Origin of the sequence: Clostridium sp. FP1 (assembly GCF_011065975.2) — a bacterium.
GTDB lineage: Bacteria > Bacillota > Clostridia > Clostridiales > Clostridiaceae > Clostridium_AD > Clostridium_AD tagluense.
Window position 1 is genome coordinate 3809740 of record NZ_JAAMNJ020000001.1, and the last position, 19763, is coordinate 3829502.

The 19763-nt window shown below is 30.8% G+C and carries 15 protein-coding genes; 4 read left to right on the top strand and 11 right to left on the bottom strand.

Going from position 1 to position 19763, the window contains the following annotated elements; genetic code table 11:
* Positions 1 to 97: 97 nt before the first annotated feature.
* The 4 genes from G9F70_RS18560 to G9F70_RS18575 form a co-directional block, all read right to left on the bottom strand.
* Complete coding sequence (locus G9F70_RS18560) at positions 98 to 874, bottom strand: prepilin peptidase (protein ID WP_164947422.1); 777 nt, start codon at positions 872 to 874, stop codon at positions 98 to 100.
* Positions 875 to 1111: 237 nt separating this feature from the next.
* Positions 1112 to 1543: a prepilin-type N-terminal cleavage/methylation domain-containing protein gene (locus G9F70_RS27320; RefSeq protein WP_164947421.1), complete on the bottom strand. Its 432-nt coding sequence runs from the start codon at positions 1541 to 1543 to the stop codon at positions 1112 to 1114.
* Between the two features lie 304 nt (positions 1544 to 1847).
* Positions 1848 to 3566 carry an adenine deaminase gene (gene ade, locus G9F70_RS18570; RefSeq protein ID WP_224617671.1) on the bottom strand — a complete coding sequence of 573 codons (1719 nt, stop codon included), beginning with the start codon at positions 3564 to 3566 and terminating at the stop codon, positions 1848 to 1850.
* Between the two features lie 123 nt (positions 3567 to 3689).
* On the bottom strand, positions 3690 to 4367 hold the full coding sequence (locus G9F70_RS18575; RefSeq protein ID WP_164947419.1) for a ribonuclease H-like domain-containing protein: 678 nt from the start codon (positions 4365 to 4367) through the stop codon (positions 3690 to 3692).
* 237 nt (positions 4368 to 4604) lie between these two features.
* On the opposite strand from G9F70_RS18575, the gene G9F70_RS18580 reads away from it, so the two are divergent.
* From G9F70_RS18580 to G9F70_RS18590, 3 genes are read left to right on the top strand one after another with little or no spacing between them, the layout of a single operon-like run.
* Positions 4605 to 4823 (top strand): ferrous iron transport protein A, encoded by a 219-nt coding sequence (locus tag G9F70_RS18580; RefSeq protein WP_125006142.1) that lies wholly within the window; start codon positions 4605 to 4607, stop codon positions 4821 to 4823.
* 33 nt (positions 4824 to 4856) lie between these two features.
* A complete protein-coding gene (feoB, locus tag G9F70_RS18585) occupies positions 4857 to 6620 on the top strand; it encodes a ferrous iron transport protein B (RefSeq protein ID WP_164947418.1) in 1764 nt (587 codons plus the stop codon).
* Positions 6621 to 6680: 60 nt separating this feature from the next.
* Entirely contained in the window at positions 6681 to 6848 is a 168-nt protein-coding gene (locus G9F70_RS18590) for a FeoB-associated Cys-rich membrane protein (protein ID WP_164947417.1), read from the top strand.
* 43 nt (positions 6849 to 6891) lie between these two features.
* Here G9F70_RS18590 and G9F70_RS18595 read toward each other — a convergent pair whose 3' ends face one another.
* The 4 genes from G9F70_RS18595 to G9F70_RS18610 form a co-directional block, all read right to left on the bottom strand.
* On the bottom strand, positions 6892 to 7596 hold the full coding sequence (locus G9F70_RS18595) for a ribonuclease H-like domain-containing protein (protein ID WP_164947416.1): 705 nt from the start codon (positions 7594 to 7596) through the stop codon (positions 6892 to 6894).
* 201 nt (positions 7597 to 7797) lie between these two features.
* Entirely contained in the window at positions 7798 to 9507 is a 1710-nt protein-coding gene (gene argS, locus G9F70_RS18600; RefSeq protein ID WP_164947415.1) for an arginine--tRNA ligase, read from the bottom strand.
* 473 nt (positions 9508 to 9980) lie between these two features.
* Positions 9981 to 11420, bottom strand: coding sequence for an N-acetylglucosamine-specific PTS transporter subunit IIBC (gene nagE / locus G9F70_RS18605; RefSeq protein ID WP_164947414.1), 1440 nt, complete (start codon positions 11418 to 11420; stop codon positions 9981 to 9983).
* Positions 11421 to 11648: 228 nt separating this feature from the next.
* On the bottom strand, positions 11649 to 13718 hold the full coding sequence (locus G9F70_RS18610) for a thioredoxin domain-containing protein (protein ID WP_164947413.1): 2070 nt from the start codon (positions 13716 to 13718) through the stop codon (positions 11649 to 11651).
* A 251-nt stretch (positions 13719 to 13969) separates the two neighbouring features.
* Here G9F70_RS18610 and G9F70_RS18615 point away from each other — a divergent pair, with 251 nt between their 5' ends.
* Positions 13970 to 14293 carry a CC/Se motif family (seleno)protein gene (locus G9F70_RS18615; protein WP_164947412.1) on the top strand — a complete coding sequence of 108 codons (324 nt, stop codon included), beginning with the start codon at positions 13970 to 13972 and terminating at the stop codon, positions 14291 to 14293.
* Between the two features lie 27 nt (positions 14294 to 14320).
* Here G9F70_RS18615 and G9F70_RS18620 read toward each other — a convergent pair whose 3' ends face one another.
* From G9F70_RS18620 to G9F70_RS18630, 3 genes are read right to left on the bottom strand one after another with little or no spacing between them, the layout of a single operon-like run.
* Positions 14321 to 15061, bottom strand: coding sequence for a PD-(D/E)XK nuclease family protein (locus G9F70_RS18620; protein ID WP_164947411.1), 741 nt, complete (start codon positions 15059 to 15061; stop codon positions 14321 to 14323).
* Entirely contained in the window at positions 15055 to 17298 is a 2244-nt protein-coding gene (locus G9F70_RS18625) for an ATP-dependent helicase (protein WP_224617674.1), read from the bottom strand. Before G9F70_RS18625 ends, G9F70_RS18620 begins: the two co-directional genes overlap by 7 nt.
* Positions 17270 to 19372, bottom strand: a complete 2103-nt coding sequence (locus tag G9F70_RS18630) for a hypothetical protein (RefSeq protein WP_164947409.1) — start codon at positions 19370 to 19372, stop codon at positions 17270 to 17272. The genes G9F70_RS18625 and G9F70_RS18630 overlap by 29 nt, the downstream gene beginning before the upstream one ends.
* Positions 19373 to 19763 lie beyond the last annotated feature (391 nt).

The window sequence follows — 19763 nt, forward strand, 5'->3', positions numbered from 1 at the left end:
GATAGTTAAAGGATTATTGAAACTATTCAAGTTATCCTCTAGTTTCCGTTAAAGTCCTTATGTTTAGAGTGTCACTTGCAATTAATCCTTTTATAATTTATTGGAATGTACTTAAATACCAGTTTAAAATTTTATCCCCCCAAATTATAATCAAAAAAGTAGCCATTATTATAGAAGGACCAAAGGGCATTTCCGATTTGCCATTTTTCTTTTTAAATCTCAATAAATAAATCCCAACAATACCACCAATTATAAAAGAAAAGAACATCATAATTAATGTTAATTTAAAACCTAAAAACAGGCCACAAAGGCCACAAATTTCTGCATCACCCCAGCCCATACCTTCTCTTCCAATAATAAACTTGGATAATAAAATAATAATAATTATGAAACCTGCACCAAATAAAGCCCCATAAAGGTAAGTAGCTACTGCTTGCCCCTGGTAAAAATTCACCCCTAGTAAAACAATACCCATGGCAATTGCTACCCATGTGGTTGTAGTATACACTTCCATAGTATCATAATCTATCATAGCTATAACTATTAAAAAAGGTGTTAGTATTAAATACCTTAAGAGAAAAATGCTGACTCCATATTGAAAGTAAGTTAATAAAAAAAGTATAGCAGTTGCAAGTTCTACCAGTGCATATCTAATAGATATTTTCTGGCCACAGCCTCTACATTTACCACTTAAAAAAATCCAGCTAATCACTGGTATAAGATCATAAGACTTAATATTATTTCCACAGGATATGCAGTGTGATGGTGGATACGCTATACTTTCTCCTCTTGGAATTCTGTATATACATACATTTAAAAAGCTACCTATTAATAGTCCTAATATAAAAATGGTTATTGGAAAAATACTTTCCATTAGATCACCTCATTTAATATTATTTTATAACTTTATTACGCACAACACAACATTATTTTTCAAAAACGTTATATTTTTACATGTTAAATAACTATGAATTTTAATCCCCCACTTATATAAATAGGGGGGATTCCTTCTTAAATTTCGCTAAAGCGAGTTATAAGATATTGTATATATACTTTTAACTTTTGTAGATTCAAAACTTTAGTTTTGCTTTGCTATAGAATTGTTTTTAAATTATTGTTTTTTATCTGTTGTAACTTTTGCCCCATAGTCCTTAGCATTTGGATACACTTCTATTTTATCCACATAGACTTTTGCAATGCCGTTACTAACTGCTACCGAAAAATTTTTATCTTTATATACCGCAGATGTTGGTATCAACTGAAGATAATCTCCTATAGCAACCGCATCCGCAGTAGCTTTATCATTAATTTCAACTGGTGCATCAGAAGTACCTATTGTTTCAGATACCTTATCTTGTGCTACTAAAACAGTAACTGCGTCAGCTATTGTCTTTGCCGTAGCAATATCAGCTTTTACTTTGGCATCTTTTTGTATACTGGCATACTTAGGCACCGCAATGGCCGCCAATACAGCAATAATTGAAATTACAATTATAAGTTCAATCAAAGTAAACCCTTTTTTCTTTTTCAAATTTTTCTTCATTTTATTTCCTCCTATAATGTTTTTTATTTTAACTCTTTTTGAGAGCTAATAACTTTAGCTAGTTTATCTAAAACTTCACCCCTAGTGCCCCTGTTTTCTAGCACCACAAATACCATCTACAGACCTAATTACCCAAATTATGTATTAGTGACCTTTAAAATTCTGTCCACTTTTTTTAAATTATAAACATACATTTATAATTATTTTTTACCTACTAAAAAATTAACTATGTCGTTAAATGAACAACAAAAAAACACACTCCTATTGAATATAGAAATGTGTTTTAGAAATAATCAGCTTAATTTTATTTTTTATTTTCCTCATTATCTGACATGAGTTCTATAAACTCATGTTTATTATAGTGAAACAATCCTCTAGACGTAATTTTAACTTCAGGTATTACTGGAAGTGCCATAAACGATAATGTTATAAAAGGATCATATTCGTCTCGCACTCCAAAGTTTCTAGCTATTCTACTAAGCCTCTTTAGATTTTCTGCCACCATATAGGGAGCTTCAAAGGTCATTATTCCGCCAATTGGCAAGTTTAATTGTGCAATAACCTTTCCCTCAGAAACCATGGCTATACCTCCACCACTAGTAACAAGAGTATTAACAGCTACCTCCATGTCTTTATCATTATCTCCCACCACTATAACATTATGAGAATCATGAGCTATTGTTTGTGCTATGGAGCAATGTTTTAAGCCTAAGCCTTCTATAAACGCAACAAAATGCTTACCTGTATTATGATGCCTTTCTATTACTGCTATTTTTAATATATCTTTTTCCATAGTTCTCTTTATATATCCAAATTCATTTTCTATTTTTTTCTTCACTAATTTAGTTTGCAGAGAATTTGGAATTAACTTTATCACATTTATATGTTCTACCCTACTTTGGACTTTGAAAATATCACTATTTATGAAATCCATATGCATTGATGAATTTATCTTTAAGTTAAAATATTTTTTATCCTGCAGTTCTGAATACACTTTACCATTTTTTATAATTTTTTTTATATTTAAACCCTTTAAATCTTCAAATAGCACTAAATCTGCTTTATAACCTGGGGCTATAGCACCTCTATCCAATAAGCCATAACACTTTGCTGCATTATGTGAGGCCATTATAAATGCCTTTATGGGACTCAATCCTTGTTTTATAGAAACTCTAATACAGTTATCTATAGATCCAATTTCTAGTAAGTCATCTATATGCCTATCATCCGTGCAAAATAAAAATCTTCCAAAATTACGATTATTAACAGCAGGAAGTATGTCTTTTATATTTCTTGCTGCAGAGCCTTCTCTTAGCATAACGTACATTCCTCTGCTAACTTTATGTGCTGCTTCCACAATATTAGTACATTCATGATCTGTTCTTATACCACAGCTTAGGTAAGCATTTAGCTCCCTCTGTGAAATATTAGGGCAATGCCCATCAATATGTTTATGTTTTGCCATGTCTATTTTTTTTAAAATATTTTCATCTAAATTTACAACTGCGGATACGTCCATTACCTCACCAAGCCCTAATACTCTATTATCATTTATTAATTCTTCTAAATCTTCAGCATTAAGAGTGTATCCACTATCCTCAATTTTTGTTGCTGGTACACAAGATGGTAACATAAAAAAAATATCTATAGGGGTTTCCTTACTATTCTTTAGCATAAAACGAATACCATCCAGTCCATCTATATTAGCCATTTCATGTGGATCTGCTATTATCGTAGTTACACCTTTTTTAATTACCACCTCTCCAAACTGCTGTGGCATAATCATAGAGGACTCCATGTGTACATGTGCATCAATGAAACCCGGGGTCACGTATAAATCATTACAATCAATTTCAGCATCCCCCGTGTATTCCCCAATGCCTACAATAGTCTCCCCAACTATTGCAATATCTCCTCTATCTATACTTTCAGTAAACACATTAATAAAATTTGCATTTTTAAGCACTAAATCTGCCTTAGCCCTTCCCATAGCTACATCAATGCTTCTCTTAACTCCATCCACACGCTCTCCCCCTTCAATATTTTTCATACGCCTTATATTAAATTATTACGGAAAGGGTCTTAGTATGCCTTTTTACTTACTAAAAAATTCAGATTATGATTTTTTTGCAAATAAAAAACACAGCTATTGCTGTGCTGTGATTTCTTCAGTTTTTAAATTTACTCTATTGTACCAATTTATATAGATATAAAATAAACTGACAACGTCCTGTTGATTATATAATAGTATTTTATCTTTTTTCTCTTGAGGCATTCTATTTATATAGTCATCATCTTTTACTATTTTACCAAAGGTTTTAGCTAAATTAGATCCACTTATTAATTCACTTTCGCGATCAATATCAAATTTCTTTTCTAGAGCTTTAAGGCCAATGCAAGTTCCTTCAGCTTTTTCATAACATTTTTGCAAATCTATTTCCCCAAAATATCCTTGTAATAAAAAATCTGTTTTATGTGCTTTTAATAAATAATTTATAACTGTAAAATCATTATTTCCTGAAAATGTAACGATGTATTTTTTATTATACTTCATTTTCATTTCTTCAAAATAATTTTTAGCTAAAGATAATATTTCTATAGCATCTTTTTTATTTTCCGCCATATATTGAGTAACCTTTAATTCTTTTGAAATTTCATCATAAACGCAACACCCAAAAACTCCAATACATATGGGCTTTTTATAAATGTAATGTTCTAAATCAAAAAACAATGCATCTTTAAAGAGTTGTTTATTTCCGTCTATGGTAAGCGAGCTTTCCATAGAAATTTCTCCTACTTTAACAGTACTAAGTTTTGTAATCACAATATCACTCTTTCCTACTAAGTTTACTAAGTTTCTTAGCAATTTTACTAAAGAACAAACTCATAAATTTGCATATATCTAACTTAAAACTCTGCTTCCTCTATTTTATCACAATTCCACTATTATATGAAATCATTTTAAAAATTTTGTTGAATTCCCCTGCTATTTTACATTGACACCAATTTATAATAATGTTAAAATGATATTGAGAATTATTTTCATTAAGGAGTGATTATTATGAGTATTTATGATTTAAAACCAGGAGATAAAGCGCTAATTCATTCAGTTTGTGGTGATGAAAAATTTGCTAAACGATTACTAGCATTGGGATGCATAGAAGGTACTGAAGTAACTTTAAAAGCTACCGCCCCTTTAGGCGATCCTATAATTATAAGTTTACGTGGTTTCAATTTAGCTATTAGAAAAAATGACGCTAAAAATATAAAAATAGCATAATTATTGTACAGAGACATAATGAGGAGGATTTGAATGATCACTGCTGCACTACTAGGTAATCCTAACGTTGGTAAAACAACTCTATATAATGCACTTACAGGTTCTAACCAATACGTAGGTAATTGGGCGGGAGTAACAGTCGAAAAAAAAGAAGGCTTTATCGATAATAAAATTAAAATTGTTGATTTGCCTGGTATTTATGCAATGGATACTTATTCAAATGAAGAAAAAGTTTCCAAAGATTTTTTGCAAAATGGTAATGTGGATGTAATTATTAATATTGTAGATGCATCCAGTCTTGATAGAAATTTATATCTTACTACGCAATTAAAACAATTTAACAAACCAATAATTTTAGTGTTAAACATGGTGGATGTAGCAATAGCTAAGGGTTTAGATATTAATTATGAGCTCTTATCACAAAAACTAGGTGTAACAGTAATACCTATAATAGCTTCAAAGAATAAGGGAATTTCTGATGTTCGAGATTGCCTACTTAAAGAAGATTATATTACCGCCTCTTCAAATAGCCTAAAATTCAAAGATGAAAAAGAAACTTATGCATACATTGAAGTTTTACTGAAATCAATCACCAATAAAAAAAGTGATAATAAAGTTTCTATTTCAGAAAAAATAGATAAAGTTGTGCTTAATAGAATAATCGCTTACCCCCTATTTTTCGGAAGTTTATTTTTAATTTTTATGTTCACTTTCAGCTGGGTAGGACAACCTTTAGCTGATTTTCTAGATACCTTGCTTAATGATTCTTTTGTTCCATTCTTAAAAAACCTACTTGCGAGTAACAGTCCTTGGTTTTCTTCATTATTAATTGACGGTATCGTAGGCGGAGTAGGTTCCGTAATAGTATTTTTGCCAGTTATATTGGCATTATTCTTAGGTATTTCATTTTTAGAAGACAGTGGTTACATGGCAAGAGCTGCTTTTATAATGGATAAGCTAATGAGGAAAATGGGTTTATCAGGTAAAGCTTTTATTCCATTAATTGTTGGTTTCGGTTGTTCTGTTCCAGCTATAATGTCTGCTAGAACTTTAGAGAGTGAAAAAGACAGAAAACTAACTGCACTTTTAGTACCTCTTATGTCTTGCAATGCTAGGCTTCCAGTTTATGCACTCTTTGCATCAGTATTTTTTCCTGGAAAACAAACCATTGTGGTATTTTCATTATACCTAATGGGTATTACTTTAGCCTTTGGAATTGGTATCTTATTTAAACACACATTGTTTAAAAAAGATGAAGAGCCTTTCATTATAGAATTGCCTGAATATAAATTACCAGAACCAAAAAGCTTATTAATTCATACTTGGGAAAAAGGTAAAGGTTTCTTAAAGAAAGCTGGCACTATAATCTTTTCAATCTCCGTAATAGTATGGTTTTTATCAAATTTCAACACTACAGGCATGGTTGATATAAACTCTAGCTTTTTAGCTGCTATTGGAAAATTTATAAACCCAATATTTATTCCACTTGGATTTGGTTCTTGGCAAAATTCCATAGCACTATTAACTGGTCTTATGGCTAAAGAAGTAGTTGTAGGTACCATGGGAGTTATATATGGTAGCAATTTAACACATGTATTACCTAGTTTTTTTACTCCTCTATCAGCTTATAGTTTCCTCGCTTTCGTATTACTTTACACTCCTTGTGTATCAGTAATAGCGACTATGAAAAAAGAGTATGGAAATAGAATGGCAATCTTTTCTGTAGCTTATCAATTAATATTAGCATGGGTGGTCTCTTTTATAATATTTAATGTAGGTAGTATTATAATAAGATAATAAAAAGGGGCTATTTAAAATCGCAGCCTCTAGTATAAAATATAGTGAGGTGAGGTGCCAATGGAATTTATTATTGTTTTTGTAATTGTTATTGTAGCTGGATATATCTTATATTCTAATATAAAAAAACAAGCAAAGGGTGATTGTGGTTGCGGAAATGGATGCAAGGGTTGTAGCCACAGCTGTGAGATAAAACCTTCTGCTAAGAATGATGACAAAATTAAATAAAAAACAGTCCTATAGTACATAAATGTATTATAGGACTGTTTTTTTATAGTTGGCTATTCACCACTTTTAGTGGCTGATTTGTGTTTATATTATTATTTAAAAGTGACATTTGTTTTTTTTCTGATTTTTCTTTCCTTTTTAAATCCAAATTATTTTCAATAATGTCAATCACCTTGAAAATTTTAGGCAAGTTTAGGACATCTTCGTAATTGTGAAGCATGAGGATTTCTTTTAATTTTTCATCATGTTTTACTAGGTATTCATTATATATTTCAACGCTCCTAGCTCCATTTATTTCATCTTGCCTTTTAATACCCGCAAACTTCTCTACACTTTTTAAACTACAGTTCTTCATTCCCATCTTTTTATGGAATGGTCTTATAATCTTAAACAAGTCAATATGTTCACTAGGCAGTCTAAACCCAAGATTATGTCTATTCATCTTTCTAATTACGAAAGGTTCATCAAAAGCTGTACCATTATAAGAACACCATTTTTCAAAATTGTTCATAGATTTTTTAAGTTCTTTCAAAATGCTCTCCTCTTCACAAGGCGATTCTGCGAAATATTGAACAATTTTAAATTGATCTTCTTTTAAGTAATATCCCAAAGATATCAATACTATTCTATCGCGTTCAAAATCAAAACCTGTAGCCTCAATATCCAAATACGCAATAGTGTCCATCTTATATTTTCTAAAAATCTCCTTGGGTAAAATAACGTTAATTTCATATTCTTTGATAAACATAGTTCCCCCTAATCTATAAAAAAAGAAAAGTATTACAACAAATGTTTTTCTATTTGCTAAGTAATTCTAAATAAATTTTACATTTTTCTATATTTTAATAATACATTAAAAACAAGGTTATTGCAAATCATTGCAATAATAAACAAACAAATAAATAATATGTCTGCATCTTATTTATTTGTTTGTGCCTAATCTGCTCTATTACATTCTATCTACTACTTCTATACCTATAAGGTTTAATGCATTCTTGATTACTTGACAAGTAGCTTCTACCATTTTAATTTTAGCTTTTTTATTAGATTCATCTTCTAAATTAGCTATATTATGCTGGTTGTAGAATTTATTAAAGGATTTAGCTACCTCAATAACATATCTTGTAACCATAGATGGTTCTAATTTATCAATAGCATACATAATTGAGTTTTGGAATCCTTCTAACTGTTTCACAAGTTCAAATTCTTCTTTAGAATTTAATTTATTGTAATCAAGCTCTACATTAGAGATAATCCCATTGCTATTTTCTTCAACTTTTCTTAATATGCTTTTTGCTCTTGCATAAGTATATTGAACATATGGACCTGTTTCTCCATCAAAGCTAAGCATTTCTTCCCAATTAAAAACAATATCTCTTTCTCTATGGTTCTTTAAATAAGTGAATATGATAGCACCTATTCCTACTTTTTTAGCTACCTCTTCTTTGTTTTCTAGTTCTGGATTTTTTACATTTATTATTTCAAGAGTTTTCGCCACCGCTTCGCTTAATAGCTCATCTAAGAAAATAACATCACCTTTTCTTGTAGATAATTTTTTATCCGCAAATCTTACAGTTCCAAATGGTACATGCACACAATCATCTGCCCACTCATTGCCCATAAGCTTTAACGTAGTAAATACTTGCTTAAAATGAAGAGCTTGATCTTTTCCAACTACATAAATATTTTTATGAAAATCATAAGTCTTCTTTCTGTAAGTTGCTGCTGCTAAATCACGCGTTGCATAAATTGTAGCTCCATCTGATTTTTTAATTATGCAAGGTGGTATATTGTACTCATCCAGCATTACAACCTTAGCTCCATTACTTTCTACAAGTAGACCCTTTGCCTCTATGTTTGCAATTACATCTTCCATTTTGTCACAGTAAAAACTTTCACCCGCGTAAGAATCAAATTTAACATTTAGTGTTTCATAAAGCTTTTTAAACTCCACTAGGCTTAAGTCTCTAAATTTAGTCCAAAGCTGAACTTCCTCTGTGCAGCCGTCTTCTAATCTCTTGAAGTACATTTTTGCTTCATCATTAAGTGCTGGGCAAGTTTCAGCCTCTTCATGGAATTTAACATAAATTCTTAATAATTCTTTAATAGGCTCTTTTTCTAAAGTTTCCTCGTCTACCCAATTTTTATAAGCATAAATAAGCTTACCAAATTGTGTTCCCCAATCACCAAGATGATTAACTCCAATACAATTATATCCTTCAAAAGAAAGTATCTTATATAAAGAGCTACCGATAACTGTAGTGAATAAATGACCTACATGGAATGGCTTTGCTATATTAGGTGATGAGTACTCTACTATCATATTCTTACCTTCACCCATTTTAGAAGAGCCGTAGTTTTCTCCATCTTTTAATATTTTTTCTATAGTGGCTTTAATAAATGCTCCTTTGTCTAAAAAGAAGTTTACGTAAGGACCAAAACACTCTATTTTTTCAAAACCCTCTGTCTCAATTTTTTCTTTTAAATCATTAGCTATTGCATTAGGTGCTTTTTTCATGGTTTTTGCTAACTGAAAACAAGGAAACGCAAATTCTCCCATTTCAGGTTTTGGTGGTATTTCAATTAAATTCTCTATTGTCTCTATGTCGAGTTCCACCAATTGTTTAATTCTTTCCGCAACTATTTTTTTATAATCCATATTATTTCCCTCCTATTTTGCTCTGTGCTAGAAAACAATTATTAATTGTTTTCCCTCCTGATTTTAGAACTCATATATTTTCTAATATAACAAAAAACCCATCTCTAAATAAAGAGACGGGTTATATTTCCGCGGTACCACTCTAGTTGACTATAAAGTCCACTCAATATTTTAACGCTCTTCGCGGCATGCCCTATAAGAGTCAAAAGTTATTCCTTCTAACTAGTTCAGGTAGCTCCTCCAAGGTTCTTTTCCTAAAATTAATCTGATTAATTTTGTTAAATAGTTGCCCATTTAACTTCCTATACCTTACAAGGCTTACACCATGCCCTTGCTCGCTTTAAGATTAATAAGAAAGTACTATCCTTTTCATAGAATTTAGTTATTATATATTCATTTCATATTACACCATATTATATTACTACTAGTATATTGTTGTCAACTTTTTTAATATCATAATTAAATTATATTTTTTACTTACATAATTTTTTAAATTCATCTGCTACAAATTGTACCTTTGTTCCAACAATAACTTGTAAACTTGTTTTACCAGGTCTCATTACTCCCATTGCACCTGAGGATTTAATGATTTTTTCATTTACACTTACCTGATCTTTAATTTCTAAACGTAATCTAGTTACACAATTATCAATAGATACTACATTTTCTTTTCCACCAACACCTTCTAATATAATAGATGCTATTTGTGTAAAATCATTATTTGCAAGTTTTACATTCATTTCTGCCTCTTTATCATCTTCTTCTCTACCAGGCGTTTTCAAATTAAATTTTGTAATTGCAAAACGGAATGTAATATAATAAATAACAGCGAATGCTAACCCAATTGGAATCAGCAAAATTGGATTTTCAGCCATAGGAGCTTTAAAGCTTAGAAACCAATCTACAAAACCTGCACTAAAATTAAATCCAGCTCTCACTGGTAACGATGCACATACGAAAGCAGAAATACCTGTTAGACCAGCATGAATTAAAAATAGACCTGGAGCTAAAAACATGAAAGCAAATTCTAATGGTTCTGTAACACCAGTGAAGAAAGAAGATATTGCTCCTGCTAATAATAACCCATATACCATTTTCTTCTTTTTGTCTTTAGCTGTATGATACATAGCAAGTGCTCCTGCTGGCAGCCCAAACATCATTACAGGGAAAAATCCAGTCATATACATACCAGTTACCCCTAATGTTCCTTTACCTGACCAGAAGTTACCAATATCATTAATTCCAGCTACATCAAACCAAAATACAGTGTTAAGTGCATGGTGAAGACCAGTTGGTAATAATAGTCTATTAAAAAATGCATAAATACCTGCACCAATAGCACCTGTAGATATAATTGACTTTCCAAAAGCTACTAATGCCTCATAAACTATAGGCCATATAAAGAATAAAATAATAGCTGCAAAAATTGACGCCCCAGCTGTTACAATAGCAACACTTCTTTTTCCACTAAAGAAACCTAAAGCATCTGGCAATTTAGTACCTTTAAATCTATTGTAACAACTAGCACCAATTAACCCTGCTAAAATACCAACGAATTGTGTTTCAATATGACTAAACGCTGCTGGTACTGCTGCAACTTTAATCACTTTAAACATTGCTACAGCTGCCGGGGATAATAAAGTTGTAATCATAAGCCATGAAACAAGACCTGCTAGCCCCGCTGTGCCGTCATTATCCTCTGACATTCCAACAGCTACACCAATTGCAAATAAAATCCCCATATGATTAATTAGTGCTTTACCTGCTGTTATTAAGAACGCTGCAGGTATGTTGTTTGCTCCCCATCCTGTAGGATCAATCCAATAACCAACACCCATTAAAATGCTTGCAACAGGTAGACAAGCTACTGGAAGCATTAATGATTTACCTAATTTTTGTAGATACTTCATCATAATAAAATTCCTCCCTCTATTTTTAAAAATTTATTTTAAGGATTTGTTACATCCTTAATTTCACAATAAATTTTTTAATAAAAAAAGCCGAAAAGGATAATTAATATTATCCTTTTCAGCTTTTGCCCGAATTTAATCGGTTACACGCTAAATAAAAGTTTCTATACATCTATAGATACTATACTATATTACATATATATAATCAATACTTTTTTTAATTATAGTAAATTAATTAATACCCTTAATACACTCTGAGAACTTTTTCAAATCAGTAATGGGCTCTGTGCAAGAAAAATTCTCACAAACATAAGCAGTAGTTTTTCCCTGCAATGGTATATGTGCTTTTATTTCAGGATTTATAGAATTTAACCTATCATCACCAGTGTTTAACACTACTGTAGCAAAAGGTAGATAATTGCTATTAATCTCTTTAATCATAGCCTTTGTTTCCACGTCCTCCTCTTTTCCTGCAACTATAATGTCTTTCCCTGGTACCCTACTATATAATAGTGCCGTCATAAAATAAGCATGAGCACTTTCTATAGTTTTAACCTTTGAAGCAAAAACTTCAAATTGCCTATCTGCCTCATTTCTGAGTTCATTATTAGCAGTTAACCTAGCAAGCCTTAACATATTTAAAGTAGCCACTGAGTTACCTGAGGGCACTGCACCATCGTATATATCTTTAGGCCTAACAATTAATTCTTCTCCGTCGATTCCATATAAAAACAATCCACCCTGATCTTCATCTTTAAATAGCTTAAGCATATTATCATTAAGTTCTAGTGCTTTAATTAAATATTTTACATTAAAAGTAGCTTCATATAATTCAATTAGTGCACTCACTGTGAAAGCATAGTCTTCTAAATAGCCTAAGTGAGCTATTTCACCATCCCTATATCTAGCCATTAATCTCCCTTTTTCATTAATCATATTACTTAAAATAAAATCCATAGCTTTTTGCGCCTGCTTAATATAACTACTATTATCAAAAACCCTTCCTCCATAAGCCAGTGCCGCAATCATAAGTCCATTCCAAGATGTTAATATCTTATCATCCTTGTAGGGATGAATTCTTCTTTCTCGATATCCAAAAAGCCTTTGTCTCATTTTTTCTAATTTTTGCTGCAGCTCATCATTTAGCTTAGAGCTACTTTCCATACCTATGAGGTTTGGAATATTCCTACCTTCAAAATTTCCTTTTCCAGTTATATCATAGTGGTCACAATAGGTTTTATAAAATTGCTCACCTAAAACTAAGCCCACTTCCTTTAATGTTAATAAATAAAATTTACCCTCGATGCCTTCACTATCTGCATCTTCAGCGGAATAAAAAGCCCCTTCTTTTGACGTCATATCCCTAAGTATATAAGTAAATATTTTTTCAGCCACTCCTTTGTAGAATACATTACCTGTAGCTTCAAAAGCCCCCACATATACCTCAGCTAAAAGTGCATTATCATATAACATTTTCTCAAAATGAGGTACTAACCATTTCTCATCTGTTGAATACCTTGAGAAGCCAAAACCAATATGATCAAAAATTCCACCCTCATACATGGCTTCCAGTGTTTTTTCTACTATTTCTAATGCTTTAGGCTCATTATAATTTTTCCAGTATCTTAACAAAAACTTCAAATTGTGAGGTGTTGGAAATTTTGGAGAAGAACCAAATCCACCATAATTCGCATCAAAGACACTGTTGAAACTATTATATGCATTATGTATTTCTTCTTCACCTATTTCCTCCCTATCTACCGATGCATCAATGCCTTTTATATGGTCTACTATTCTTTCACTGGATTTTACAATATCCTCTCTTTTCTCATTCCACTGCTGAGCAAGAGAGTTCAGTACATCCATTATCCCTGGCATTCCATATCTACCTTCCACTGGGAAATAAGTACCTGCATAAAAAGGTTTTTTATCTGGAGTCATAAAAATAGTTAAAGGCCATCCACCACTTCCTGTTAATGCTTGACATACCGTCATATAAATACTGTCTATATCTGGGCGTTCTTCCTTATCTACCTTTATAGCAACAAAATACTTATTTAAAATAGCTGCTACTGCTTCATTTTCAAAGGATTCTTTTTCCATTACATGACACCAATGACAAGTGCTATAACCTATGCTGACAAATATAGGTTTGTTATCCTGCTTTGCTTTTTCAAAAGCATCCTCACCCCATGGATACCAGTCTACAGGGTTATATGCATGTTGCAAAAGATATGGAGACTTTTCATTGATTAATCTGTTAGGTTTTCTATTTTGTTTTGTAGTGCCTAGTTTAGTCATAGCTACAACAACTCCTATCAAATATGCGTTAACAATATTATGCCCAAGGTAACTACTTTAAGTCCCTAAATAATCACTCTATGCTATTCTATTTTTTTCTCTCGGCGGAGAATAGTTTTGACGACCTAACTTCTATGTCTTGCCTTTTACTTTGCTGTGTACCGCAGGTTTTTATACATTCAGCGGAATATGAGTTATAATATGTTTAATTACTTTAAAAATAAAAAACTCAAGAAAAAGGGTGTGTTATTATGAATATAGAAATTAAGCAGGGTGTTAAAAAATATTTATATGAAAAAAATGTTCAAGATATTTACATAAAAATGGACAATAGGGGCGGATGTTGCTCAGGACCTGTTTTTGTTCCTGTGGTTAAGTTAGGCAAACCAGCTTATAGCAGCATGTATGACCTATTTGTGAAAGATGAATTTACATTTTACTTTCCTAAAAAAATGAGCAATGAAAAAACTGAAAACATTACGATTAAACTTCGGAATATTTTAGGTTATAAGTATTTAATTGTAAATGGAATACTTGCATATAAACAAAAAACATGGGAAAAGAAAAAATACTAAAATATTTGTTTATTATTTCAACGCACACTACACGAAAGCATCACATACCTGAGCATTACCAGCGAATTCACAATACTTGCACTGCTTACTATACAATTCAATGTTAAAATCTAAACTAAAATCATAATTATCCAATCTGCGTGTTAGCTGCATAATTTTTTCTTCATTAATTTTATGCTTACTCTCAGAATAATTAATAGTAATGATATCCTCTTTAAACTGTGGTTGCCAAAATTTCATACTTATATTTTCAAGACATATATCTCTATCAAATATTTCTAAAGATCTTTCTCCTAATATATACATATAAACAATAGCTTGCATTCTCTTACTTACTTCCTTATAATCAAGTTTCCTATTTTCTGTCTTCCAGTCCCATATTTCTATTTTATTATTTGGCTTAATAATTATTAAATCATACTTTGCTTGAATCCTAATATTATCTTTTCTCATTTTAATTTCATATTCCGGCAAATATATATTTTCATCTAAAATAATAAATTTTTCTCGAAGTGAATTTGTAAAGTGGAGCAATTCAGTATTACTATCATTTATTACCACAGGAATATTTGAAAAATATCTTTGGGCGGTAAGATGGAAATCCAGTCCCATGTCCATATTCTCATAATAATCCTCATCACTTTTTGAATCTTTTTTCCATCTGACATTATCCAAATATTTTATTTTGAATTTAAAAGGACATTTATCAAAAGTATTTAAAAGATTTTGACTATAGTAGACATGATTTAATTTTCTAATGTCTAACATTTACCGTCACCCCTTTGGCTATTTATGTAGTCTTGAAGAACATAAAAATACTTTGATGGTTTATCTTCATTCCATTTCCCTTCATTAGACTGGGTTGCCATTAAAATTAAATATTCTTTGGCCCTTGTTATCCCTACATATAAAAGTCTTATTTTTTCATTTATTATTTGTATTTTAGCTTCTTTTAATGGATCCTCACAAATATTATTACCTAGAATTTTAGCAATTTCAGCGCTACAAAGAACTGTTGGGTTTTTAAATTCATCTTTCAAATAATAATAGTCTTTAAATTTATCAGTTGTCATATATGGGTATTGATAAGATGTAATATTTAATATTAATACACAATCCCATTCTAAACCTTTAGCTTTATGACAAGTAGATACTGTTACTCTATCAGGGGATGGTTCATATCCTTCTAGGTCGTATATTATACCTGAAATATGGTCCAATACACTATTCTTTCCATCTAGCAATTGCTCTGCTACATATCGCAAGGAAAATTCACTATTATCTTTAGAAGCAAATCTAACATATGCTGAAGCGGCCTCTGCCATTGCTCTATTTTCAAGACTAAAATTTAGAACATCGCTAATATATAAAATCAGTCTATCAAAATTTGTCTGAGGATATTCAAATATTGTTTTAATTAACCCCATGGAATTTATAAATTCTTTATACACCTTGGAGCTTAATATTTCTCCTGGAATATCCAGCTCATTTATATTACCTCCACTTGGATACATAAGCTTTTCAACATCATAACCGCAAATAAAATCGAACAATTTTTCACTTTCTTCATTATGCTCTTCTATAAACACATTCTTAATTAAATCTTTAAATATAGCACTATCCTCTGGCCTTGAAATAAATTGCAGTATATATCCCAAAGTACTCGTAACTTTAATTTTTTTATCTGATTTATTTGATAACTCATCACATTCAATATTATAAGCTCTAAGAATATCTGCTATTTCTCTAACTTGATTATTAAAAGGAACCAATATTGCGCAGGTTTTACTAGGGAATTTTTCTTTAAATTTAATAGCCACACGAACAGCTTTTTTAATTTCCTCTTCTTTCGAGTTACACACCATAGTGCTTATACCATATTTATCTTGGCTAGTTTTGACTTTATCATTCAAACTTTTAATCTTTTGATCCACTAATGCAACTCTACACTTTTCCTCTCCATGTTGATTATTTGTATACCTAACTAGCTCATTTGCTAAATCAATAATATGATTTGTACTACGCCCCGCCATGAACATTTTGAACGCATTATTTGCATTACCACAAAATTCTCTAAAAAATTTAGGGTCAGAGGCTGTAAATGTTCCCGTTATACTTTGATTAACATCCCCAACCCTTACTAAATTACCACTTTTCTCAGAAATTAAGCTTAATATTTTCCCTTGAATTAAATTAGAGTCTTGACATTCATCTTCAAAGACAAAGGTATATTTTTTTTGTAACTTTTCTCTAACTGTGTCATCAGTTTTTAAAAGTTTATACGCAAGGACCAGCAAATCATTGTAATCTATATACCCTTCCCTTTTTAAAATTTTAGTGTAAGTATCATAAATTTCAGATATATGTACTAAGATACTATTTTGATCTAATAATTTTATATCCTCTTTTAATTTTTCAGGAGAAATGTCATTTATCTTTAATTCACCAATAATTGTATCCACTGTTGTAAAAAAATCACTCCACCACTTATCTTGTTTCCCTGTATATTTATTTAGAGCTTTATCCAGTATCATCCCCTTAAATACAGACTCTCCTCCCTTCCTTCGCCAGATTGATATGCAATTATTTAAATATAAACTCTTATTAACATCATCCAATATTTTAAATTCCTCATTAACCCCCATTACATCTGGTCTATCTTTTAATATTTTTAGTGCTAAACTATGAATAGTCATGACTTCATAATCGTTGCTTGCATTTATTCCCTTGTTTTGTAACACCCTAGAAATTCTATGTTTAAAGTTGTTAACTGCACTATTCATAAAAGTTACTATAAGTATTTTACCAGGTTTATGGACCTTATCTTTTATAATTTCACATACTAGATTACATATTATAAAAGTCTTTCCCGCTCCTGGAACCGCTGGCACTGCCATAGTTCCTTCTCGATATCCTATTATAGGCAATTGATCATCTCTATAAATTATTTCTTTAACTTCATTACTTATATCTTCATTATTCATTTCCTTTGTCGATGTTCTCATCTCCTTTATCAATGGTTTCACCTCTTTCACTTAATATTTCTATAAGTATATCTGCAAATATACTTTCTTGCTGGTATCCACTTAAAGAATATTCACTACCATATATGTATAATTCACCTCTACATTTTCTTAAAAGGCAATTAACAAGGGACATCAGAATTCCATATACATTATTATTTTCTTTCTTTTCGGTATATATATCATCAATATCCCAATTAGTTTTTAATACATAAGAATTTGATAATTCTCCTGCATTTCTAGGGCACCACATATTGCTGTTAATATCTGTCCATATCTGAACCTTACTATTTAAATTAGAGGTCAAATAAGTATAAGGAGATGTTAAAACTATACTATTATCTTGTAATAATATTTCCTGAATCTCATTCATGGAATAAAATCCGCTTCCTTCGCATCGAATAAATTCAATAAACCTCTCCTCTGAAGATTTCCCTTTAAATTCTAATTTATCTAAAGTATTTATGAAACTCTCGCAGCTTTCATATAAACCTATATAGTCCTCTATATGTTCTTTAACTTTTGGTAGGATTATAAGAACTTGTGAAAATGCATTTCTAAAAAATTCACCTAGAGAACTCTTGTGATCCATTAAATTAACTTTATAATTTTCTATCCATTGTTTTAACTCATTATATTTGCCTACTGCCTCATCCCCCACTCTACCTTCAATTTCCATGCTAAGATCTTGCAGGCCACTTTCCGCTACAAAAGGATAAAGTAAGGAACCTCGAATTGCATCTAGCCTTAGCATAAAAGAAAAAAAGTTTTTATAATCTTCCTTTGTTAACCTTATACTTTTATAATCATTACACAATACCGCGAGTACTATTAGAGGGTGTAAATATTCATTGTCTATAAATCTATCCTTTTTTGAAGTCTCCATAACTGATATGCTTAATTCCTTTGCTTTTTTCTGAAGCTCATAGGAAATAATGAAATCATTAAATGGACATATTATTGCTATGTCCTTTGGCTTAATTCCCTGATTTAATAATTCTTCAACTTTTAGTATTATTTTCTGGACCATTTCCGATCTTAGTTGTGGTGACATATCTATAAAGACTGGAACATCTTCATTTATTTTATCTGACCTATATGGAGTGTGCGCCCTGCTATCTATTACACTAGCAATGTTAATAAAATCATCATTGCAGCAAAAATGATTATCTAAGGTAAGCTCGTGATACTCAATGTTTAGTTTACTCTTCAAATAATCAGTATTAGCTCCATAATAACTACACAGGCCGCCTTTGGGATTATAAAACAAATATGCCTTATCCACATTATTAATAATTTTAAATAACAATTCTTGCTCTGCAGGTGAAGCCTCATCTATATCGTCTACTATAATATATTTTATATTATTTATACTAGTATATCTTGAATCATGAAGTAAATAATTATTATATAAATAAAAAGATAGTCCATAATCTACAATACCATTACACAATAATTTTGAGATATAATACCTAGTTACTTCATCCAATTGATTATATGTTTCTTTAATTAAGAAATCCTTTACCTCTAATGAATTATAAAGCCTAGTTCCTATTTCATCAAAAGGCACTAATGATAGTGCAGCATTATTAATATTAGAAATTAGATCTGATGCTATTTTTGAAGAAGTTGATGTTATATCCTGAAAGTATCCTTTAGCTTTTCTGAAATGCTCTACTAAGGATTTCATAGCATAATTTGTAGCATCAAAAGATGCGAACTCAGGCTTTAATATATTAATTTTTATTTCCTTACAATTCTCTACTACATAGGGCCAATAGAGTGATAATTCTCTCCTAATAAATCCATAGTAGGAGCTCTTTCTAATATCAGAAGCAGTATTAAAAATCACATCTTTTGTCCATGTTATATTTTGATATTTATTCATAAACAAGCATAATATATTTGAGCTTTTAATGTTTTCATTTTCTATCATGTTCCTATATTTAGAAACTGCAAGAGTCGTTTTGCCACTTGCTGAATTCCCTTTAACTAAGATACATTTCTGGCTAAATTTATTTTCATTTAATTTATTGTGGGCTTCTGTATAGTTCATAATATCAACTCCATGTAATCCATTATTTTTATGATTTTTATTTATAATTATTTTGTTACAATAGCATCAACCTATATATTTTGACTCCCCATTTTACCTTAATTATACAATGAAAAAGAGGCTTATAGTAGATTTTCAACTAAAGCCTCTTTTCTTAACGTACGAAATATCAGTTTTACATACGCTACACCTTTTCATATCAAAATCCCATACGCTATTGGGGGGAGTAGTTTTAATTTTAATATTTATAACTGTTACGTTCCTTGTAATTGCAAGATGACCATTTTTACGCAAGTGAGTCAGAAGAAAATAACTATTTTTAGACGTAAATTTAAAATATTATGTCACGAAACAAAAGGGCACTAACTCATTATAAGTTAATGACCTTATA